The sequence below is a fragment of the Streptomyces sp. NPDC037288 genome (genome assembly GCF_055603265.1).
On the sequence record NZ_JBVJVY010000009.1, the window covers coordinates 62,483 to 81,587 of the forward strand.

Sequence of the window (19,105 nt, forward strand, 5' to 3'; positions counted from 1 at the left end):
GCCGTTTCTCCGTCCCGCCGTCGTCAGCTCACGACGACCACGACCACGGGCACGCTGCCGAACCCGTTGTTGAAGCCGAAGAAGCCGTTGTTGAAGCCGAAACGGTTGTTGAAACCGCAGTCCCAGCCACCGTGGAAGCAGCCACGGTTGGTGGAGACCTGGGTCGGGGTGGCTGCCGACGCGGTGCCTGCCGTGCCGATCGCGGCTCCCCCGGCCATCAGAACGCCGATGGCGGACACTGCGGCGAGACGGCGCGCGCGATGTGCCTTCATGGATCCACCTTCCTTCCACCCCTCGTGCGGCCTTCCGGGCACGAGACGATGGGCCGCGACCTCGGAGTGAAGAGTCCGGCGCGGTCGTAGGGGATGCCGCACGAGTTGGGAAAGCAGGGCAGACGTGGTGGGCACCCCGCGGTGCGGCTCTCCCGTACATGCTAGCCGTCCGGCGACCACCCGGCATCCTGGGCAACCTTTGCCGCTTCCCATGCTTCCTACTCTCGGGGGATCATCCCCCTGGCTCTGTCCGACGAGAGAGGTTGAACGGGGATGACGGAAAACGACGACTGGGAGCGAGAGTTCGATCACCGCTGGGCGAATTCCGCCGAGCACAAGGAGCCCTCGGCCCGGGCGCGGATGCTCGCCGCGCGCTGGCGGGAGAACCCGCCGGACCCGGCGCCCTTCCGCGCCGACCCCGACCCGGTGCCGCGCCGCACGTCGTGGGCGTCGACGGCCATGGTGCTCGGCTGCGTGATCGCGGTCATGGTGCTCATAGGACTCATGCAGTTCGGCTCGTCGTACTAGCCGCGGTAGCGGTCACGCGTTTTGCCGCACCTAGGGCCGTTCGGAACCACTTCATGGGAATCGGCAGGTGCACACTGGACAGCGGGACGAGTGCCTGACTGCGGGGTGATGCAAGATGCAGAGCCGCTTCCGGAGCGATCGACGGCTGACCGTGCGCATGGGGCTCACGCTGTTCCTGCTCGGGCTGCTGTACGTGGGGTTCGTCGCCGCGCTGATCGCGCTGCTGAAGTCCTGGGTGCTGGTCGTCGTGCTGGTCGGGGCGATGTTCGTGGCGCAGTTCTGGTTCTCCGACCGGATCGCCATGTTCGCGATGCACGGGCGGGTCGTGGAACGCGAGGAGTATCCCGAGCTGCACGCGGTGGTGGACCGGCTGTGCGCGATCGCGGACATGCCCAAGCCGGTGGTCGCGGTATCCAACATGGACATGCCGAACGCGTTCGCGACCGGCCGGAACCCGGACCACGCGGTGGTCTGCGTGACCACGGGGCTGCTACGACGGCTGGAGCCGGCCGAGCTGGAGGGCGTGCTGGCGCACGAGCTGTCGCACGTGGCGCACAAGGACGTCGCCGTGATCACGGTCGCGTCCTTCCTCGGTGTGCTGGCGGGCCTGATCGTGCGGTTCGCGTTCTACTCGCAGGTCTTCGGCGGGGGCCGCAGGGACCAGAACACCGCCGCCGTGTTCGCCGCGATCATGGGCGTCTCCGCGGCGGTGTACGCGATCAGCTTCCTGCTGATCCGTGCCCTGTCCCGGTACCGCGAACTGGCGGCCGACCGCGCGGCGGCGCATCTCACCGGCCGCCCTTCGGCCCTCGCCTCGGCGCTCACCAAGGTCTCCGGGGACATCGCCCGGATCCCGACCGAGGACCTGCGCACCGCCCAGGCCTTCAACGCCTTCTACTTCACCCCGGCGACCGGCAGGGAGCCCGGCATCGAGCGGTTCTTCTCCACGCACCCCAGCCTGGAGCAGCGGCTCGAGCAGCTGGGCCGGATCTCGGCGGAGCTGGGCGAGGCCGCCACGCCGGGGAAGGCGGGCTGAGCGTTGGGGCTGCTGGACATCCTGCTGGGCCGTACGAAACCGGTCGTGCCCGATCTCGACCAGCTTTTCGCGCTGCCCTCGGCGGCCGTGACCCTGCAGGCCGCGGCCGGTTTCACCCCGACCGGGACCGGGGCGGTGTGTTTCGCCACGGTGGAGGGCGCGGCCTTCGAGCAGACTCACCGGGAGGTGCAGGCGCTGCTCGACGCGGACATCGACCGCACCGGTCCGCCCGTGCAGCTGCGGCGGGACGGCTACGGCTACTCCTGGCTGGTCTCGCAGCGATCGGCCGGGCAGCTGCCGGAGCTGGTCAACGATCTGCACGCGGTGAACAGCGCGATGGAGGTCAACGGCTTCGGCCCGCAGCTGCTGTGCTCGCTGGCCGCCTTCACGGACGGCACCGGCCGCAGGCTGGCGCTGGTCTACCTCTACAAACGGGGCACCTTCTACCCGTTCGCCCCGCTGCCCGGTGCCGCGCAGCGGCGGGACAGCGCGCTCGAACTCCAGGTGAAGGCGGCACTCACGAACGATCTGCGGATCGAGCAGGACCTGAGCCGCTGGTTCCCGGTGTGGGGCGCCCCCGGTCTGTGACCGGGGACGCCCTGGCTCACTGCTCTCACCGGCTCTTCTCGCGCTCCTGCCGACGGGTCTCGAAGGGGCGCTCACGACGGTAGCGGCGCTCCCACTTCGCCTGCCGGTCCCGGCGCTCGCGGTAGGCCCGGTAGCTGTCGGGCAGCGGTGGGCTGCCCGCTCCGGCGGGCGGTGACGGGGTGCCGGGCGACCCGCGGCCGTGCGTCGCGTACAGATACAGCAGCGCGACGGCGGCGAGCCACCACAGGTGGTTTCCGATTCCGAGGATCACCAGGACGACGGTCCCGGACGCGACGATGCCACGCATGACGGACCTCCGTGGGGTGAGTGTGGCGGGGGTGGAGTCTGTCGGCTTCGTGCCGTTTGTTCAGCGTAGGGAGGCCGTGGCGGCGGTCGCATCCCGTTTTCCGCCCGCGGAGGGACCCCTGTGAGTGAATGAACCCATGAGTGAACTCTCCGTATTCACCCACGACTTCGACGGCGAACGACTCAGCGGTCTGACCGCGGGCCCACCTGGCCGGGCCACGGCGGTGCTGCTGCACGGCGCGGGCAACGGCAGCAAGCAGCGCCTCCTGCCGCTGCTCACGGAGTTCACCGAACGCGGCTGCCGCGCCCTGGCGTTCGACTTCTCGGGCCACGGCGAGAGCACGGGATCCCTCGCGGAGCTGAGCCTGCGCCGACGGTTCGAGCAGGCGGTTGCGGTACTCGACGCCCACGCTCCGGCGGACGATCCGCTGGTCCTGGTCGGCTTCAGCATGAGCGGCCAGACGGTCGCCGACCTCGTACGGCACTACGGCCCGCGGGTGGCGGCCGTCGGTCTGTGCTCGCCCGCCGTCTACGCGTCCGAGGCCTGGGAGGTGCCGTTCGACAGCCGCCGGGGCAGGTTCGGCGAGATCATCCGTACGCCGGACAGCTGGCGGAGCTCGCGGGCGCTGGCGGCGCTCCGGGCGTACGAGGGCCGGGCGGTGCTGGCGGTCCCGGGCACCGACGCGGTGATCCCGCCGGCCGTGACCGAGGCCGTGCAGGACGCGCTGACGGCACGGGCCCGGTACACCCGCTTCGAACTCCCGGAGGCGGAGCACCGGTTGGGCCTCTGGTTCCACGAGCACGCCGAGGACCGGCGGGAGTTCGTGACGGCGCTGGTGAGCGGACTTGACGGCCGGCAGAGCCGGGCGGCGACGCGGGCCCGGGCTTCGTGAACCCCTTCTTCCGCAGGAACGCGCCCGGGCCGCTGTCCTGGGAGGCGGCGGTCCTCGGGTCGCTCGCCGCCGAGGAGGGCGTCCCGGCCCCGGCCCTGGTCGCCGTGGACGGCGAGGACAGGGCTGACCCGGAACGCTACGGCTGAGCGGCCCCGCACCCCCCGGGGGGGGGGGGGGGGGGGGGGGGGGGGGGGGAGAGGGGGGGGGGGGGGGGGGCCCCCCCCCCCCCCCCCCCGCCGACGTGTGTCCTCGCAGCCGGGGCGGTCAGAGCGAGGTGAGGTGGCCCGGCTGTTCCGGCTGCCGCGGCACCAGCGCCGGTTCGGCGGTCGCCGTGCCCGGCTCCAGGGCGAGAACCGCGGCCACGGGGTGGTCATCGTCTTCGAGCACCGGCGGCACGGGCGGTACCGGCTGCACGGGCTGCACCGGATCCGGCGTGACCCGGGTGAGCAGGGCCACGCCCCAGGACGCCAGGCCCGCGCCCGCGAGGGCCAGCAGGACGCCGGCCGGTCCGCCCTTGAGGCCCTGGCCGAGCAGGGTGAGCCCGATGACCGCGGCGGACACCGGGTTGACGAGGGTGACCACCGCCAGCGGAGCGCCGAGGCCGCCGCGGTAGGCGGCCTGGGACAGCAGCAGCCCGCCGACGGCGAACGCGGCGACGAGCACGGCGACGACGATCACCTCGGTGCTCAGCCCCGGCCCGGTGCGGCCGGTGGCCGCCACGGTCACCGTCTGGGTGAGCGCCGAGGCGACACCGGAGGCGAAGCCGGACGCCGTCGCGTGCCTGAGGCCCGGCCGGGTGCCGGGCCAGGAGAGCACGCCGATGGCGGCAGCGGCCGTACCGGCGACCGCCAGCGCCTCGGTCAGGGACAGCACCCGTGCCGGCGCCGGACCGGAGGCGGTGACGAGCAGCGCGGCGAGCCCGAGCAGCGTCAGCGCCGTACCCCGCCACTCCGCCGTGCTGACCCGGCGCCCGGCCGCCCGCGCCCCGAGCGGCACGGCCGCGACCAGGGTGAGCGCGCCCAGCGGCTGGACCAGGGTGAGCGGGCCGTACTTGAGGGCGACGACGTGCAGCAGGGCGGCGGCCGCGTTCAGGCCGACCGCCGACCACCAGGCGCCGGTGCCGAGCAGTCGCAGCAGGCCGGTGCCGGTGGTGCGGGAGGCCAGGCGCTCCTGGGCGACGGCGGCCAGCGCGTAGGCGACGGCCGAGACGAGGCAGAGGGCTACGGCGACCAGGGCGGCGGCGCTCATCGGCCCGCTCCCGCGAGGACGTGCTCGCGCGGCGTGAGCCGGCCGGTGCCGTGTCCCGCCGCGGTGGCCGTCCGGCGCGGCGGACGGATCACGGCCAGGGTGAGGCCGAGCATGGCCGTGGCGACGAGGGCGTCGAGCCAGTAGTGGTTCGCCGTGCCCACGATCACCAGGAGGGTGATCAGCGGGTGCAGCAGCCACAGCCGGCGCCACCGGGACCGGGTGGCCGCGATCAGGCCGATCGCCACCATCAGCGCCCAGCCGAAGTGCAGCGACGGCATCGCCGCGAACTGGTTGGACAGGTGGTCGCTGGACGGCGGGCCGTACACGGACGGGCCGTACAGGCGGGCGGTGTCCACCAGGCCGGCGCCGGTCAGCATCCGCGGCGGGGCGAGCGGGAAGGTGAACGGCAGCACCAGGGCGGCCGTGGTGACGACCGCGAGGACCCGGCGGGCCCACAGGTAGTGAGCGGGCCGCCTGAGGTAGAGCCAGACCAGGAAGGCGAGCGTCGCCGGGAAGTGGACGGTGGCGTAGTAGGTGTTCGCGAGGCGGACGAGGGTGTCGCCGTGCAGCAGTGCGGACTGCACGGCGGTCTCGTGCGGCAGCCGCAGGGTCCGTTCCAGGTCCCACACGCGGTGCGCGTTGTGGAAGGCGCTCCCGGTGTGCCCGATGGCCAGTTGCCGGCCGAGCTTGTAGACGAGGAAGAGCCCCGCGACCAGCAGAAGCTCACGTATCAGTGCCGGCCGCGCGGTCGCGTCCGGCCCCGCTCCTGCCTCTGCAGGCTCGGTTCGGGCATTCATCCCCCGGCCCCTTCGCTGACGGTGGTGCAGATGTACTCATCATCGATACGCCGTCGTACCGATACGCCAGTGTACCGATACGGCTCGGTACCGGTACACTGGCGTATCGATTGATGTGCGACACACTGGGGACAGGGTCGGCGGTACCGCTCGAGCGCTGCTTCAGCGAGCCGCACAGGGATGATCGATCCGCAGGACACGAGTGAGGGGAAGAACCGCATGACGTCGCAGGCCGCGGACGGACCGGAGACGGTCGTCGCCTCGCGCCGCTCCAAGATCACGCCGGAGCGTGAGCGGGAGTTCTTCGACGCCGTCCTGGATCAGATCCGCGAGTGCGGCTACGAGTCGCTCACCATGGAGGGCGTCGCCGCCAGCACCCGCTGCAGCAAGTCCACGCTCTACCGGCAGTGGAAGACCAAGCCACAGTTCGTCGCGGCCGCGCTGCGCGCCAACCGCCGGGTGTGGTTCGCCGGCATCGACACCGGATCGCTCGCCGAGGACCTGCGCCAGGCCGCGCGGGCCGCGGGTGACTGGTCCGGCAAGGACACCAAGCTGCTGCAGGCGCTCGGGCACGCCGTGACGGCGGACCACGAACTGGCGCAGGCGCTGCGCGAGGCGCTGGTGTATCCGGAGGTCGCCGCGTTGCAGGAGATGCTCGCGCGGGGCGTGGCCCGGGGCGAGGTGCGAGCGGACCATCCGGCCCTGGAGTACATCCCCGCGATGATGTTCGGCGTGCTGCGCGTGCGGCCCGTGCTCAGCGGCCAGTACGCCGACGCCGACTACCTCACCCGGTTCGTGGAGGCCACCGTGCTGCCCGCGCTCGGGCTGACGTAGGACTCAGGTCGCCGTTCACGGGATGACTCGACGGCGACCTGTCCGCGCCGCACCGTGGGGACGGGGGCGGCGCGCACCCGGGCCGGGTGGGGCTCCTCTTGAGCGGAGGGGAGCCTCACCCGGCCACATCTTTCCGGCGTGGAGGGATCAGACGTCCTGGCCGTTCCCGCCGCCGGACGAGACCTTGATCCCCTTGAGGATCTCGTCGACGACCGACGTCTTCTGCCCGACGTCGATGCCGAAGCGCACCACCACGATCTGCCGGGCGTCGTCGGGCGAGGGGAAGGCGACCGACTCGACGTATCCGTCGGCACCCTTGCTGGTGACCGCCTTCCAGCGCACCAGGTAGCCCTTCTGCCCGGCCACCGTCACCGCCTCGGAGGCCAGCACCCGGTGGGAGGTGATGCTGCCGTAGGTGCTCCCGCCGTAGGACTGCCTGGCGTTGGCCGCGATGTCCGTCTTGGCGACCTTCTCCGCCGTGTCGCCCTTGATGTGCAGCGCCTGGGCCGGAGCCGTGTAGGCACCGCCCGAGGTGCAGGTCTGGCTGGGGTCGCCCGGGCACTTGTAGGAGTCGTCGGAGGTCACCTCCGCGCCGACGCCGATCGTCTGCCCGGTCCAGCCCCGGGGCACCGGCAGGCTGATCCCGTTGACCAGGTCCGGCACCGTGCCGCCGCCCTCGACCTTGGGCGCCTCGGACTGGCCCGGCGACGGTGAGGCCCCACCGGACCCGCCGGACCCACCGGACCCGCCCGAACCCCCGGACCCGCCCGAGCCGCCGGGCCCGCCGCCCTGGCCGCCGTCCTGCCCGCCCGCGGCTCCCTGCCGGGTCCCGGCCCGGTCGGCGCGGGTGTCGGGGCTCTTGGAGAGGGCCCACACGCCGACGGCGATGCTCGCCAGGACCGCCACCGCCACCGTGACGGCTATGCCGGTGCGCAGGCGCCGGGACCCGCTGCCGGGCGGAGCGGGGTAGGCCGGATACGCCGGGTATCCGGGCTGTGCGCCGTAGACGGGGGGAGCGGAGGGCGCCGCCGGGTGCGCCGGCTGCGGTGTCGGGGGACCCCACGTGGCGGCCGTTCCGGCGGGGCGGGTCTGGTCCGTCCAGGCCTTGCCGTCCCACCAGCGCTCGGTGGGCGGACCGTCGTTCGTCTGCCCGGGGTCGGGGTACCACCCGGGGGGAGTCACCTGCGTCATGCCCATACCGTATGAGGTGACGGTGAAAGTGCGATGAGAGGATCCTCGCCCCCGTCCCCGAACGGGACGTTTCGCCCCGTCTTCTCTTCCTGCGGCTCATCCTCCCTGCGCCCGTCGCCCGGCCTCCTCACGGCCCCCCGTCCGCCCCCTCCAGCACCAGCCGCACCGGCCCGCGCGCCGCGGCCGGCGGCAGCCGGAACCCGTCCCTGCCCGGAGTCAGCGATCCCAGCACGCTCGCACGGCGGGCGCCCGTGCTGCGCGGATCGGTCCCCGGCAGGCCGTGGGCGGTCAGGAAGCCGAGGACCGCGAAGGCGTACGCCTCCTTCGCGGCGCCGGGCAGCCCCAGCTCGTCCGAGGCACGCACCGCAACGGGCGCGAGCAGCTCCCGGAGCATCCCCGTCAGCACCGGGTTGCGGATACCGCCGCCGGACGCGATCACCTCGGTGGCGCCGACGGACCGCACCGCGTCCGCGACCGTCCGGGCCGTCAGCAGGGCGAGCGTCGCCAGCGCGTCCTCGGGGCGGACGCCGTCGAACAGTCCGGCCGACCGCAGGTACCCGGCGTGGAACACCTCCTTGCCGGTCGTCTTCGGCGGCGGCAGCGCGTAGTACGGCTCCGCGAGCAGCCGGTCCAGCAGCCGACGGTCCGGCCGTCCGCGCCCGGCCAGCGCGCCGTCCGCGTCGTACGCCGCGCGCCCTCCGCTGAACTCCCTGACCGCCGCGTCCAGCAGCGCACAGCCCGGGCCGGTGTCGAACGCCGTCCCGTCCGGCGCGGTCAGATTGGCGATGCCGCCGATGTTCACAGCCACCGCCCGGCCCGGCCTGCCGCGCAGCCACAGCAGGTCGACCAGGCTGACCAGCGGCGCGCCCTGGCCGCCGGCCGCGACGTCCCGGGCCCGGAAGTCGGCCACCACCGGCAGCCCGGTCGCCTCCGCGATCCATGCCGGCCGGCCCAGCTGGAGCGTGCCGTGCACCCGGCCGCCCTCCGCCCAGTGATACACGGTCTGCCCGTGCGAGGCCACCAACTCCGCCCGCCCGCCGCACAGTTCACGGTCGGCCCGGACGGCCGCCGCCGCGAACGCCCGCCCGATGCCGGTGTCCAGCCGGCACACCTCGGCGAGCGGTACGGCGGCCGGCGGCAGCGCTTGTGTGAGCGCGGCGCGCAGACCGGCGTCGTACGGGGCGCTCACCATCCCCAGGGGCCGCAGCAGCAGTGTGTCACCGTCGAGCCGGAGCCCGGCCGCCGCCGCGTCGACCGCGTCGTACGACGTCCCCGACATCAGCCCGATCACCAGCATCGGTCAGCTTCCTTCCGTGGAGGGCCGTCTCAGGAGGGCAAGGGCACTGACCGCGCAGGCCGTCGCCGCGTAGTACGCGGGCACGTCCGGGTTGCCGGTGCGGCGCACCGCCTCCGTGATGACCAGGCCCGCACAGCCGGAGAACACCGCGTTCGCCAGGGCGTAGGCGAGGCCGAGGCCCGTCCAGCGCACCCGGGTCGGGAACGTCTCGGCCAGCAGTGCGGGGCCCGGACCGGCCATCAGGCCCACCATCGCGCCCGCGGCAGCGAGCGCCCCTGCTTTCACGGGCCCCGGAACGGCCGGATCCTGAAGAAGGTTGAGCAAAGGAAGCGCCGTCACCGTCACCAGCACGGCCCCCGTGAGCAGCACCGGGCGCCGCCCGACCCGGTCGCTGAGCAGTCCCGCCGGCAGGATCGCCGCCGCGAACCCGGCATTGGCCACGGCCGCGGACAGCAGCGCCTGGCGGACGTGCGCATGCAGCGAGACCTGGAGGTACGAGGGCAGCACCACCAGGAACGTGTAGCCGGCCGCCGCCCAGCCCGTCACCCGCGCCGCCGCGAGCAGCAGCGCCCCGAACCCGAGCCGCACCGTCCGCGCGCCCTCCTGCTCCGCGTGCGCCAGGAACGACGGCGTCTCCGCCAGCCCCGCCCGCAGCCACAGCGCCACCAGGCCGAGCGGCAACGCCAGCAGGAACGGCAGACGCCATCCCCAGGAAGCCAGTTGGGGGCCGGAGAGCACGGCCACCGTCAGTGCCGCCACGCCCGCCCCGCAGAGCAGCCCCAGCGCCACCGTGAACGACTGCCACGCCCCGTACAGACCCCGCCGCCCCGGCGGCGCGAACTCCGTCAGCACCGTCACCGCGCCCCCGAACTCCCCGCCCGCCGAGAGCCCCTGAACCACCCTCAGGAATGTCAGCAGCCATGGCGCGAGCGCCCCCGCCGTGGCGTACGTCGGCAGCACACCGATCAGCGTCGTCGTCCCCGACATCAGCGCGACCACCGCGATCAGCACCGGCCGCCGCCCCCACCGGTCGCCCAGCCGGCCGAACAGCACCGCGCCGAGCGGCCGGAAGAAGAAGGCCAGCGCGAACGAGGCGTACGTCCGCACCAGAGCCTCGGCCGTGCCGCCGCCCGCGGGGGCGAAGAACCGCTCGGCCAGTACGGTGGCCAGAAAGCCGTAGACCCCGAACTCGTACCACTCGACGAGATTGCCCACCGACCCCGCCGCCACCGCGCGCACCGTCGGCCCGCGCGAGGGCGCACGGGCGCCGGAAACAGGTTTCGTACCAGCCATGGTTGACGCTCCGTCCGCTGCCGACCGGCTGCTCGGGCCGGGTGCGCGTCGCCCGGCCGCACCCGTTTTCACCCACCGGGGCAACAGCTGCCCCGACCGGCCACCACACATCCCACCGGACGGCTAGGCTCGTGGTCTGTACGTCATTCGGGCGACCTGGGGAGGTAACGGAATGACGGAGGGACGGCCGCCGTCGGCCGCCTCGGCTCCCCTGTGGGAGCGGGACGGGGAGATCGCCACCGTCGCACGGGCACTCGACCTGCTCTGCGCCGACCAGTCGTCCGCGGGCAGCCTGCTGGTCATCCGCGGCGAGGCGGGCCTCGGCAAGACCGCGCTGCTCGCCGAGACCCGCCGCATCGCCGAACGCCGCGGCTGCGCCGTATGGTCCGCACGGGGTGCGGAGACCCTGAAGTCCGTCCCGTTCAACGTGGTACGGCAGCTGCTCCAGCCCGCGCTGCTGTCCCTGCTGCCGGAGGAGGCCCGTGAGTACCTCGGCGACTGGTACGACATCGCCGGTCCCGCCCTCGGCGTAGCCGACCCGCAGGAGGGCAGCGCCGACCCGCAGTACGTGTGTGACGGCCTCGTCGCGGCCGTACGCCGGCTCGCCCGCCGCGAGTGGCCGCTCGTGCTGCTGATCGACGACGCGCACTGGGCCGACCAGGAGACCCTGCGCTGGCTCGCCGCGTTCGCCGAACGCCTGGACGACCTCTCCGTCCTCGTCGTGGTCGCCCGCCGGCCCGGTGAGGTCAGCGGCGACAGCGCCCGCCATCTCGACGCGGTGGCCGCCGCCGCGGGCCGCGCCGTCACCAGCCTCAGTGCCCTCACCCCGGACGCCGCCGCCGGACTCACCCGCGCCACCCTCGGCCGGCACGCCGACGACGCGTTCTGCCGCGAGGTCTGGGCCGTCACCGCGGGCAACCCCTACGAGACCGTCGAACTCCTCGCCAAGGTGCAGGACAGCGAACTCCAGCCGGTCGAGGGCCGGGCCGGGGAACTGCGCGCCCTCAACCGGGCCGCACGCGGCGGCGGGCTGGTCGACCGGCTCAAGGGACTCGGCCTGGAAGCCACCCAGTTCGCCCGGGCCGCCGCCATCCTCGGCACCGGCATCACCGTCGACATGGTCGCCCGCCTCGCCACCATGGACGAGGCCGTCGCCCGGCACTGCGCCGACCTGCTCTGCGCCGCCCGCATCCTCACCGAACCCGAGCCCGCGGGAACGCGGGGCGCCGGCACCGAACGCGAGGAAGGCGAGCTGGAGTTCGTCCATCCGCTCATCGCCACCGCCGTCTACAACTCCATCCCGTCCGGCGTGTGCACCGCCATGCACGGCGTCGCCGCCCAGATCATCACCGAGCTGGCCCGCGGCGCCGCCCAGGCCGCCCGGCACCTGCTGAAGGTGCACCCGGACGGCGACGAGGAACTCGTCGAGCAACTGCGCGAGGCCGCCCGCGAACACCTCGCCGTCGGCGCCCCCGACGCGGCCCGCACCTGCCTCGAACGCGCCCTGCAGGAGCCGCCGCTCCCCGAGGTCCACGCACACGTCCTGTACGAACTGGGCTGCGCCACCCTGCTCACCGCACCCGCCGTCACCATCGAACACCTCCGGCACGCCCTCGGCATGCCCGGCCTCGACGGCGAGCAGCGCGTCGACGCGGTGGTCCGGCTCTCCCAGGCGCTGCTCCACAACGACCAGCTGGAGGAGGCCGTCCGCACGGTCGAGGCCGAGGCCGCACGGCACCGACCCGGACCGGTCAAGCTGCGGCTGCAGGCCGTGCAGTTCATGTGGGAGGGCATCCACGGCGAGAGCGTCTCCCCGGCCCGCTCCCGGAGACTGGCCGACCTCGCGCGCACCTGCACCGGCCGCGACAACGCCGAACGCGCCCTGCTCATCCTGCGCGGCTTCGACGCCATGACCCACGGCGAGAGCGCCGACGAGGTCATCGAAGTGTGCGACCGCGCCCTCGTCAACGGCCGCCTCGCACCCGGTCTCGGCTGGACCGACCAGGAGTGGGGCATGGAGCTGCTGATGATGCTCGGCAGCGCGTACGCCTACGCCGACCGGCTCGACCGCGCCGAGAGCCTCTTCGCCGAGGCCCTGCGCGCCTACACCACCGCCGGCTGGCGCGGCGGCCACCTCTCCCTCGCCAACGCCTTCCTCGGGCTCGCCTACCGCAGACAGGGCCGGCTGCGCGACGCCGAGTCCACCCTGCGCGAGGCCCTCGTCCTCGCCGAGCGCGTCGGTCGCCGTCTGCCGCTGTACTGGTCGGCGACCTGCGGGCTCGTCGACACCCTGCTGGCCCGCGGCCGTGTCGAGGAGGCCTGGTCGATCGCCGAGCAGTACGGCTTCGCGCCGCCCTACCCGTCCACCATCGTGCTGCCCGACATCCGCTGCGTCCGCGGCCGGCTGCTGCTCGCCGTCGGCCGCACCGAGGACGGCATCCACGAACTGGAGGCCGCCGAGAAGACGGCCGCCTCGCGTGGCGGCCACAACCCCGTCCTCTCCCCCTGGTCCATCGACCTCGCCAAGGCCCTCGCCGGCCAGGACCCGGCCCGTGCCGCCCAGCTCGCCTCCGACGCCCGCCGGCAGGCCGAGCGCTTCGGCACGGACACCGCCATCGGCGAGGCCCTGCGCTGTGCCGCCGCCCTGGAGACAGGCGGTCGCGCGGTCCAGCTCGCCGCCCAGGCCGTCACCTACCTGGAAGCCTCACCCTGCCAGTACGAACACGCGGCGGCCCGGGTCGAGTACGGCATCGCCGCCCGCTCCGTCGCGGAACTCAACCGGGGCCTGGACCTTGCCCGGGCATGCGGGGCGGAGGGGCTGGTGGCCCAGGCGAGGGAGGTACTGGAGACGGGACGGGGGCTGCGGTAGGCGGTCGACTGGCTACGGTCGACTGTATACAACCGGCTGTATGCGGGCGACGGAATCCGGTGTGAGCCCGTTGCGCCGCGCCGCCCGGACGTGCATGGCCAGTTCGTCGTAGGGCCGTGCGCGACCAGCGCGGTGAGCGTGATCATGCTGCGCTCGCGGCGGGACAGCGTCGGATCGGTCCAGATCTCGCCCCAGGCGTAGCGGGAGACGAAGTCCTGGAAGCGGGCCGTGAACGGGGTCTGCCGGGCCTGCGCCCGGTCCACGTGCGCATCGCCCAGCACCTCCCGGCGTACCGCCGTCCCGCTCGCCGGCGGCCCGTCCAGCTGGGTGCGCAGCGCGGTCAGCACGGCCCGCGGGCACTGGGCGGGTGCCAGATGGGAGGCGCCGGGCAGCTCCACCAGCGTCGAGCCGGGCACGGTGTCGGCGATCTGCCGCAGATGCGCGGGCGGCGTCGCGGGATCCTGCCTGCCCGCCATCAGCCGGTCAGGCCTCCCTCCACCTGCTCGGCGTACACCAGGTCCGCCGCGTCGGGCCCGGTCTTCGCACGGGCCGCGGGCACGTTGTCGATCTTCACGGCCGACGGCGAACCGGTCGCCGTGACCGAGGGGGGCGGATGCGGTGCCGCCGTGCGTGTGCGGGTGGGGTGCGGGGCCCGGTGGTCGTCCCGGCCGTGGTGGGAGCAGCCGGCGGTGAGCGAGACGGCGGGCGTGGCGCCCAGCACGGCCGCCGTCGGTGCCGCGCGTCGCGTGCGTGCCCCGGGTCTCATACCCACCGTGGCCACCCCGTTCGTGTTGTCTGATTGTGTGCTCATCAGGTCATCGCTGGCCATATCCGAACGCATACGGTCAGGTGCGTTCCGTGGGCCGTTCGGGCCCGCGACATGCCCCCGCGGGCGGGGCCGGGCGAGAGGTTCGGCGCAGGTGGGCACGGGTACCCGGGCGCCACCGCACGCAGGACACCGAGGGAGCGCGATCCCATGAAGGCAGTCACCTGGCAGGGCAAGCGGGACGTCCGGGTCGAGGACGTGCCCGACCCGCGGATCGAGGAGCCCACGGACGCCGTCATCCGTGTCACATCCACCGGACTCTGCGGCTCCGACCTGCACCTGTACGAGGTGCTCACCCCGTTCATGACCCCGGGCGACATCCTCGGCCACGAACCCATGGGCATCGTCGAGGAGGTCGGCCCGGGAGTGCCCGACCTCGCGGCGGGGGACCGGGTCGTCGTGCCGTTCCAGATCGCCTGCGGCAACTGCTGGATGTGCCTGACCGGACTTCCCACGCAGTGCGAGACCACCCAGGTCACCGGCGAGGGCATGGGTGCCGCCCTGTTCGGCTACACCCGCCTGTACGGCGCCGTCCCCGGCGGCCAGGCCGAGTATCTGCGCGTCCCGCAGGCACAGTTCGGCCCGATCAAGGTGCCCGAGGGCCCGCCGGACGACCGTTTCGTCTACCTCTCCGACGTCCTGCCCACCGCCTGGCAGGCCGTCGAGTACGCCTCCGTCCCGCCCGGCGGGACCCTCGCCGTCCTCGGCCTCGGCCCCATCGGCGACATGTCCTGCCGGATCGCGAAGGAGCGCGGCGCGGAGCGGGTGTTCGGCGTCGACCTGGTACCGGAGCGGCTCGCGCGAGCCTCCCGGGACGGCGTGGAGACGTACGACCTCAGGGCCTTCGACGACGAGAAGGCACTGGTCCACGCCATCCGTGACGAGACCGGCGGACGGGGCCCGGACGCCGTGATCGACGCCGTCGGCACCGAGGCCCACGGCAGCGCCGCCGCCAAGCTCGCCCAGACCGCCACGGGCCTCCTGCCCCGTAAGATCAGCGCGCCGCTCGCGGAACGCTTCGCCGTCGACCGGCTCAGCGCCCTGCACATGGCGATCGACCTGGTCCGGCGCGGCGGCACCATCTCGCTCAGCGGCGTCTACGGCGGGATGGCCGACCCGATGCCGATGCTCACCCTGTTCGACAAGCAGATCCAGCTGCGCATGGGCCAGGCCAACGTCCGCCGGTGGACCGACCTGATCATGCCGTACCTGACCGACGAGGACCCCCTGGGTGTCGAGGACTTCGCCACCCACCGGCTGCCGCTCGCCGAGGCGCCGCACGCCTACGAGATGTTCCAGCGCAAGCAGGACGGCGCCATCAAGATCCTCATGCAGCCCTGAACACCGCAGCCACCGCAGCCCTGAGCACCGCCGCCCCGACGCACCGGACGCCGCCCTGCCTCAGCCCCGGTCCTTCTCGCCGAGGATCTCCGCGAGGTCGTAGCGGACCGGCTCCTCCAGCTGGGCGTAGGTGCAGCTCTCCGGCGTGCGGTCCGGGCGCCAGCGGCGGAAGCGGGCGGTGTGCCGGAAGCGCTGCCCGTTCTCCATGTGGTCGTAGGCCACCTCGGCGACCCGTTCCGGCCGCAGCGGCACCCACGACAGGTCCTTCTTGCCGGACCAGCGGCTCGGCGCGCCCGGCAGCCGGGCCGTTTCGTGGGCGGCCTCGTCCGACCAGGCCGCCCACGGATGCCCGGTCACGTCGTCCATGCGCAGCGACTCCAGCTCGTCGACCAGTTCGGCCCGCTTCTTCATGGCGAAGGCGGCCGACACGCCCACGTGCTGCAGCCTGCCGTGGTCGTCATACAACCCCAGCAGCAGCGAGCCGACCACCGGTCCGCTCTTGTGGAAGCGGTACCCGGCCACGACCACGTCCGCCGTCCGCTCGTGCTTGATCTTGAACATGGCCCGCTCGTCCTGCAGATAGCGCAGGGTGAGCGGCTTGGCGACGACCCCGTCGAGTCCCGCGCCCTCGAACCGCTCGAACCACTGCTGCGCCACCTCGAGGTCCGTCGTCGCGGGCGCCACATGCACCGGCGGTGTGGCCCCGGCGAGCGCCCGGTCCAGCAGCGCCCGGCGGTCGGTCAGCTCCACGTCGAGCAGCGACTCGTCGTCCAGCGCGAGCAGGTCGAAGGCGACGAACGACGCCGGGGTCTTCTCCGCCAGCATCCGCACCCGGGAGTCCGCCGGGTGGATCCGCTCGGTCAGCGCGTCGAAGTCCAGCCGCCCGTTCCGGGCGATCACGATCTCCCCGTCGAGCACGCACCGCTGCGGCACCCGCTCCCTCAGCGCCCCCGCCAGCTCGGGAAAGTACCTGGTCAGCGGCTTCCCGGTACGGCTGCCCAACTCGACCTCCGTCCCGTCCCGGAACACGATGGAACGGAACCCGTCCCACTTCGCCTCGTAGTGCATACCCGGCGGGATCCTCGCCACCGACTTGGCGAGCATGGGCTTCACAGGCGGCATCACCGGCAGATCCATGCCCTTGATTCTGCTCGCATACGTCCCTTGCCGCCCGGTGTGCGAGCTGTGCGGGGTGCGCCTACCGTGGCCGCATGGGTGATGCGGTGGAACTGCAGGTCGGCGGCCGGACGGTACGGCTGTCCAGCCCGGACAAGGTCTTCTTCCCGGAGCGTGGTTTCACCAAGCTGGACCTGGCGCGGTACTACGTCGCCGTCGGCCCGGGCATCCTGCGCGCGCTGCGCAACCGCCCCACCACCCTGGAGCGCTACCCGGACGGCGTCGGCGGCGAGTGGTTCTTCCAGAAGAGGGCCCCGAAGGGCATGCCCGGCTGGATCCCGACCGCGCACATCACCTTCCCCAGCGGCCGCAGCGCCGACGAGATGTGCCCCACCGAGGAGGGCGCCGTCGTCTGGGCCGCCCAGTACGGCACGCTCACCTTCCACCCCTGGCCGGTGCGTGCCACGGACGTCGACCGCCCCGACGAACTCCGCATCGACCTCGACCCGCAGCCCGGCACCGACTACGCGGACGCCGCCCGCGCCGCGCACGAACTGCGCGCCGTCCTCGACGAGTTCGGTGGCCTGCGCGGCTGGCCGAAGACCTCCGGCGGCCGTGGCCTGCACGTGTTCGTCCCGATCGAACCGCGCTGGACCTTCACCCAGGTGCGCCGGGCCGCGATCGCCGTCGGCCGCGAGATGGAACGCCGGATGCCGGACCAGGTGACGATCAAGTGGTGGAAGGAGGAGCGGGGCCGCCGTATCTTCCTCGACTACAACCAGACGGCCCGCGACCGCACCATCGCCTCCGCCTACTCCGTGCGTCCCCGCCCGAACGCCCCCGTCTCGGCACCCCTGCGCTGGGAGGAGGTCGGCGTGGCCCAGCCCGCCGACTTCGACCTCGCCACCATGCCGGGCCGCTTCGCCGAACTCGGCGACGTGCACGCCGACATGGACGACCACGCCTACTCCCTGGACGCCCTGCTGGAACTGGCCCGCCGCGACGAACACGACCACGGCCTGGGCGACCTGCCCTACCCACCGGAGTACCCCAAGATGCCCGGCGAACCGAAGCGGGTCCAACCGAGCCGGGCCCGGCGCGAGGAGACGACCTGACGACGCCTGGCTGCCGTCGGCCCTCCCGCTGCCGGACGGGCTCTTCCCCCGCCCCGGCGCCCTGTCCACCCGGCCCGTCCCCAGCCGCCGTTGCTGCTCGGCGGCGCCTCCCCGCGCGGATATCCTGACCGGCAGCCCCCGAGGAGGAGATGCCGAAGTGACCGAGGCAGCGTCGCGTCCCACGCTGGAGGCCGTGGCCGCGCGGGCCGGTGTGTCCCGGGCCACCGTGTCCCGGGTGGTCAACGGCGGCGACGGAGTACGCGAACCCCTGGCCGAGCGGGTCCGGGAGGCCGTGGCGGAGCTGGGGTACGTCCCCAACCAGGCGGCGCGCAGCCTCGTCACCAAGCGGCACGACGCCGTCGCGGTCGTCATCGCCGAGCCCGAGACCCGGGTCTTCGCCGACCCCTTCTTCGCCCTTCAACTGCGCGGCATCAGCAAGGAGCTGACCGCCCACGACAACCAGCTGGTGCTGCTGCTCACCGAGGGCCGTGACGACCACGCGCGCGTGGCCCGGTATCTCGCCGGAGGCCACGTCGACGGCGCGCTCGTCTTCTCCCTGCACCTCGACGACCCGCTGCCCGGCCTCATCCACGACGCCGCCGTGCCCACCGTGTTCGGCGGACGACCCGGCTGGGGCGACGACAACCGGTCAGGCGGGCCCAGGCGCGCCACGCATGCGGGGCGGCGCCCCGGGCCCGGCGTGGTGTACGTCGACTGCGACAACCGGGGCGGGGCACGCGCGGCCGTACGGCATCTCGTGGACCTCGGCCGCAGACGCGTCGCGCACCTCACCGGCCTCCTGGACCAGACGTCCGCCGTGGACCGGCTGGACGGCTACCGGGACGTCATGGGCGAGGTGCCGGGCGGGGACGATCCCCGGCTGGTCGTGGAGAGCGACTTCACCCCGGCCGGCGGCGAACGCGCCATGCGGGAACTCCTCGGCCGGTGCCCGGACGTGGACGCCGTGTTCGCCGCCAACGACCTCACCGCGCTCGGTGCCCTGCGTGTGCTGCGCGCGAGCGGCCGACGGGTGCCCGAGGACGTGGCCGTGATCGGCTTCGACGACATGCTGCCCGTCGCCGAAGAGGCCGACCCGCCGCTGACGACGGTCCGTCAGGACATCGAGGGGATGGGGGGACTGATGGCCCGTCTGCTGCTGCGTGGCCTCGCCGACGGCCGCGACCGCACCGGAGCTTCGGCCGACCCGCCGCCCCCCGGCGGCGTGATCCTCCCGACCACGCTGATACGACGGGCCTCCGCCTAGCCGGGGCGCGGTGCAGGGTTTTCGTCCGCCGGGCCGCTACGCCGGGCTTCCGCCCGGCCGGGGCGTTTGTGCTGAGCTGTCCGGCTGGTCCGGCTGAAGCGCCCGGTCCCCGCCTGGCCGCAGGGGCCGCACGGGCCCCCGCCTGGCCGTAGGGGCCGCACGGGCCCCCGCCTGGCCGTAGGGGCCGCACGGGCCCCCGCCTGGCCGTAGGGGCCGCACGGGGCCGCCGTCCAGCCGCCCACGAGCGGTCCGATCCGGTTCATTCCGGTTCATTCCGGTTCGTTCCGGTCC

The 19,105-nt window shown here is 73.5% G+C and carries 19 protein-coding genes and 1 pseudogene; 10 read left to right on the plus strand and 10 right to left on the minus strand.

Annotated features, from left to right (window positions below):
* Positions 1-23: 23 nt before the first annotated feature.
* Positions 24-272 (minus strand): hypothetical protein, encoded by a 249-nt coding sequence (locus tag ACZ7GZ_RS13525; protein ID WP_471023774.1) that lies wholly within the window; start codon positions 270-272, stop codon positions 24-26.
* 273 nt (positions 273-545) lie between these two features.
* Between ACZ7GZ_RS13525 and ACZ7GZ_RS13530 the strand changes: the two genes are divergently transcribed.
* From ACZ7GZ_RS13530 to pspAB, 3 genes are all read left to right on the plus strand, one after another.
* A complete protein-coding gene (locus ACZ7GZ_RS13530; protein ID WP_471023777.1) occupies positions 546-800 on the plus strand; it encodes an SCO2583/SCO2584 N-terminal domain-containing protein in 255 nt (84 codons plus the stop codon).
* A gap of 115 nt (positions 801-915) precedes the next feature.
* On the plus strand, positions 916-1,836 hold the full coding sequence (htpX, locus tag ACZ7GZ_RS13535) for a zinc metalloprotease HtpX (RefSeq protein ID WP_471023780.1): 921 nt from the start codon (positions 916-918) through the stop codon (positions 1,834-1,836).
* A gap of 3 nt (positions 1,837-1,839) precedes the next feature.
* Positions 1,840-2,424, plus strand: coding sequence for a PspA-associated protein PspAB (pspAB, locus tag ACZ7GZ_RS13540; RefSeq protein WP_471023783.1), 585 nt, complete (start codon positions 1,840-1,842; stop codon positions 2,422-2,424).
* A gap of 25 nt (positions 2,425-2,449) precedes the next feature.
* Here pspAB and ACZ7GZ_RS13545 read toward each other — a convergent pair whose 3' ends face one another.
* The gene (locus tag ACZ7GZ_RS13545; RefSeq protein ID WP_471023785.1) at positions 2,450-2,731 is read right to left on the minus strand and encodes a hypothetical protein; all 282 of its coding nucleotides are present in this window, start codon (positions 2,729-2,731) and stop codon (positions 2,450-2,452) included.
* A 136-nt stretch (positions 2,732-2,867) separates the two neighbouring features.
* Between ACZ7GZ_RS13545 and ACZ7GZ_RS13550 the strand changes: the two genes are divergently transcribed.
* Together ACZ7GZ_RS13550 and ACZ7GZ_RS13555 are read left to right on the plus strand one after the other, a co-directional pair.
* Positions 2,868-3,623 carry an alpha/beta hydrolase gene (locus ACZ7GZ_RS13550; protein ID WP_471023788.1) on the plus strand — a complete coding sequence of 252 codons (756 nt, stop codon included), beginning with the start codon at positions 2,868-2,870 and terminating at the stop codon, positions 3,621-3,623.
* Complete coding sequence (locus ACZ7GZ_RS13555; RefSeq protein WP_471023790.1) at positions 3,620-3,769, plus strand: hypothetical protein; 150 nt, start codon at positions 3,620-3,622, stop codon at positions 3,767-3,769. Before ACZ7GZ_RS13550 ends, ACZ7GZ_RS13555 begins: the two co-directional genes overlap by 4 nt.
* A 118-nt stretch (positions 3,770-3,887) precedes the next feature.
* Here ACZ7GZ_RS13555 and ACZ7GZ_RS13560 read toward each other — a convergent pair whose 3' ends face one another.
* Both ACZ7GZ_RS13560 and ACZ7GZ_RS13565 read right to left on the minus strand, forming a co-directional pair.
* Positions 3,888-4,871, minus strand: coding sequence for a DMT family protein (locus ACZ7GZ_RS13560; protein ID WP_471023793.1), 984 nt, complete (start codon positions 4,869-4,871; stop codon positions 3,888-3,890).
* Entirely contained in the window at positions 4,868-5,668 is an 801-nt protein-coding gene (locus tag ACZ7GZ_RS13565) for a phosphatase PAP2 family protein (protein ID WP_471023795.1), read from the minus strand. Before ACZ7GZ_RS13565 ends, ACZ7GZ_RS13560 begins: the two co-directional genes overlap by 4 nt.
* A gap of 219 nt (positions 5,669-5,887) precedes the next feature.
* Here ACZ7GZ_RS13565 and ACZ7GZ_RS13570 point away from each other — a divergent pair, with 219 nt between their 5' ends.
* Positions 5,888-6,502 (plus strand): TetR/AcrR family transcriptional regulator, encoded by a 615-nt coding sequence (locus tag ACZ7GZ_RS13570; RefSeq protein WP_471023797.1) that lies wholly within the window; start codon positions 5,888-5,890, stop codon positions 6,500-6,502.
* Between the two features lie 147 nt (positions 6,503-6,649).
* Here ACZ7GZ_RS13570 and ACZ7GZ_RS13575 read toward each other — a convergent pair whose 3' ends face one another.
* The 3 genes from ACZ7GZ_RS13575 to ACZ7GZ_RS13585 all read right to left on the minus strand — a co-directional run bounded on the left by ACZ7GZ_RS13575 (position 6,650) and on the right by ACZ7GZ_RS13585 (position 10,283).
* On the minus strand, positions 6,650-7,693 hold the full coding sequence (locus ACZ7GZ_RS13575; protein WP_471023799.1) for a DUF2510 domain-containing protein: 1,044 nt from the start codon (positions 7,691-7,693) through the stop codon (positions 6,650-6,652).
* Between the two features lie 127 nt (positions 7,694-7,820).
* Complete coding sequence (locus tag ACZ7GZ_RS13580; protein WP_471023801.1) at positions 7,821-8,990, minus strand: anhydro-N-acetylmuramic acid kinase; 1,170 nt, start codon at positions 8,988-8,990, stop codon at positions 7,821-7,823.
* Between the two features lie 3 nt (positions 8,991-8,993).
* The gene (locus tag ACZ7GZ_RS13585; protein WP_471023803.1) at positions 8,994-10,283 is read right to left on the minus strand and encodes an MFS transporter; all 1,290 of its coding nucleotides are present in this window, start codon (positions 10,281-10,283) and stop codon (positions 8,994-8,996) included.
* 172 nt (positions 10,284-10,455) lie between these two features.
* Between ACZ7GZ_RS13585 and ACZ7GZ_RS13590 the strand changes: the two genes are divergently transcribed.
* Positions 10,456-13,152, plus strand: a complete 2,697-nt coding sequence (locus ACZ7GZ_RS13590; RefSeq protein ID WP_471023806.1) for an ATP-binding protein — start codon at positions 10,456-10,458, stop codon at positions 13,150-13,152.
* Positions 13,153-13,176: 24 nt separating this feature from the next.
* Here ACZ7GZ_RS13590 and ACZ7GZ_RS13595 read toward each other — a convergent pair.
* Positions 13,177-13,640: pseudogene (locus ACZ7GZ_RS13595) on the minus strand (carboxymuconolactone decarboxylase family protein); the annotation flags it as partial.
* The gene (locus ACZ7GZ_RS13600) at positions 13,628-13,993 is read right to left on the minus strand and encodes a DUF3048 domain-containing protein (protein WP_471023807.1); all 366 of its coding nucleotides are present in this window, start codon (positions 13,991-13,993) and stop codon (positions 13,628-13,630) included. The pseudogene ACZ7GZ_RS13595 and the gene ACZ7GZ_RS13600, both read right to left, overlap by 13 nt.
* Before the next feature lie 135 nt (positions 13,994-14,128).
* Between ACZ7GZ_RS13600 and ACZ7GZ_RS13605 the strand changes: the two genes are divergently transcribed.
* Positions 14,129-15,319: a zinc-dependent alcohol dehydrogenase gene (locus ACZ7GZ_RS13605; RefSeq protein WP_471023810.1), complete on the plus strand. Its 1,191-nt coding sequence runs from the start codon at positions 14,129-14,131 to the stop codon at positions 15,317-15,319.
* A 60-nt stretch (positions 15,320-15,379) separates the two neighbouring features.
* Here the strand turns inward: ACZ7GZ_RS13605 and ACZ7GZ_RS13610 are convergent, their stop codons facing one another.
* Positions 15,380-16,456 carry an ATP-dependent DNA ligase gene (locus ACZ7GZ_RS13610; protein ID WP_471023812.1) on the minus strand — a complete coding sequence of 359 codons (1,077 nt, stop codon included), beginning with the start codon at positions 16,454-16,456 and terminating at the stop codon, positions 15,380-15,382.
* Between the two features lie 74 nt (positions 16,457-16,530).
* Here ACZ7GZ_RS13610 and ligD point away from each other — a divergent pair, with 74 nt between their 5' ends.
* Both ligD and ACZ7GZ_RS13620 read left to right on the plus strand, forming a co-directional pair.
* On the plus strand, positions 16,531-17,550 hold the full coding sequence (gene ligD, locus ACZ7GZ_RS13615; RefSeq protein ID WP_471023814.1) for a non-homologous end-joining DNA ligase: 1,020 nt from the start codon (positions 16,531-16,533) through the stop codon (positions 17,548-17,550).
* 157 nt (positions 17,551-17,707) lie between these two features.
* The gene (locus tag ACZ7GZ_RS13620) at positions 17,708-18,814 is read left to right on the plus strand and encodes a LacI family DNA-binding transcriptional regulator (protein ID WP_471023816.1); all 1,107 of its coding nucleotides are present in this window, start codon (positions 17,708-17,710) and stop codon (positions 18,812-18,814) included.
* Positions 18,815-19,105: the final 291 nt, after the last annotated feature.

Excerpts from the sequence above, each read along its gene's own strand:
- ACZ7GZ_RS13525 (WP_471023774.1), bottom strand. The coding sequence starts at position 272 with ATGAAGGCACATCGCGCGCGCCGTCTCGCCGCAGTGTCCGCCATCGGC.
- ACZ7GZ_RS13530 (WP_471023777.1), top strand. The coding sequence starts at position 546 with ATGACGGAAAACGACGACTGGGAGCGAGAGTTCGATCACCGCTGGGCG.
- htpX (WP_471023780.1), top strand. The coding sequence starts at position 916 with ATGCAGAGCCGCTTCCGGAGCGATCGACGGCTGACCGTGCGCATGGGG.
- ACZ7GZ_RS13545 (WP_471023785.1), bottom strand. The coding sequence starts at position 2,731 with ATGCGTGGCATCGTCGCGTCCGGGACCGTCGTCCTGGTGATCCTCGGA.
- ACZ7GZ_RS13550 (WP_471023788.1), top strand. The coding sequence starts at position 2,868 with ATGAGTGAACTCTCCGTATTCACCCACGACTTCGACGGCGAACGACTC.
- ACZ7GZ_RS13560 (WP_471023793.1), bottom strand. The coding sequence starts at position 4,871 with ATGAGCGCCGCCGCCCTGGTCGCCGTAGCCCTCTGCCTCGTCTCGGCC.
- ACZ7GZ_RS13565 (WP_471023795.1), bottom strand. The coding sequence starts at position 5,668 with ATGAATGCCCGAACCGAGCCTGCAGAGGCAGGAGCGGGGCCGGACGCG.
- ACZ7GZ_RS13570 (WP_471023797.1), top strand. The coding sequence starts at position 5,888 with ATGACGTCGCAGGCCGCGGACGGACCGGAGACGGTCGTCGCCTCGCGC.
- ACZ7GZ_RS13575 (WP_471023799.1), bottom strand. The coding sequence starts at position 7,693 with ATGACGCAGGTGACTCCCCCCGGGTGGTACCCCGACCCCGGGCAGACG.
- ACZ7GZ_RS13580 (WP_471023801.1), bottom strand. The coding sequence starts at position 8,990 with ATGCTGGTGATCGGGCTGATGTCGGGGACGTCGTACGACGCGGTCGAC.
- ACZ7GZ_RS13585 (WP_471023803.1), bottom strand. The coding sequence starts at position 10,283 with ATGGCTGGTACGAAACCTGTTTCCGGCGCCCGTGCGCCCTCGCGCGGG.
- ACZ7GZ_RS13590 (WP_471023806.1), top strand. The coding sequence starts at position 10,456 with ATGACGGAGGGACGGCCGCCGTCGGCCGCCTCGGCTCCCCTGTGGGAG.
- ACZ7GZ_RS13600 (WP_471023807.1), bottom strand. The coding sequence starts at position 13,993 with ATGCGTTCGGATATGGCCAGCGATGACCTGATGAGCACACAATCAGAC.
- ACZ7GZ_RS13605 (WP_471023810.1), top strand. The coding sequence starts at position 14,129 with ATGAAGGCAGTCACCTGGCAGGGCAAGCGGGACGTCCGGGTCGAGGAC.
- ACZ7GZ_RS13610 (WP_471023812.1), bottom strand. The coding sequence starts at position 16,456 with ATGGATCTGCCGGTGATGCCGCCTGTGAAGCCCATGCTCGCCAAGTCG.
- ligD (WP_471023814.1), top strand. The coding sequence starts at position 16,531 with ATGGGTGATGCGGTGGAACTGCAGGTCGGCGGCCGGACGGTACGGCTG.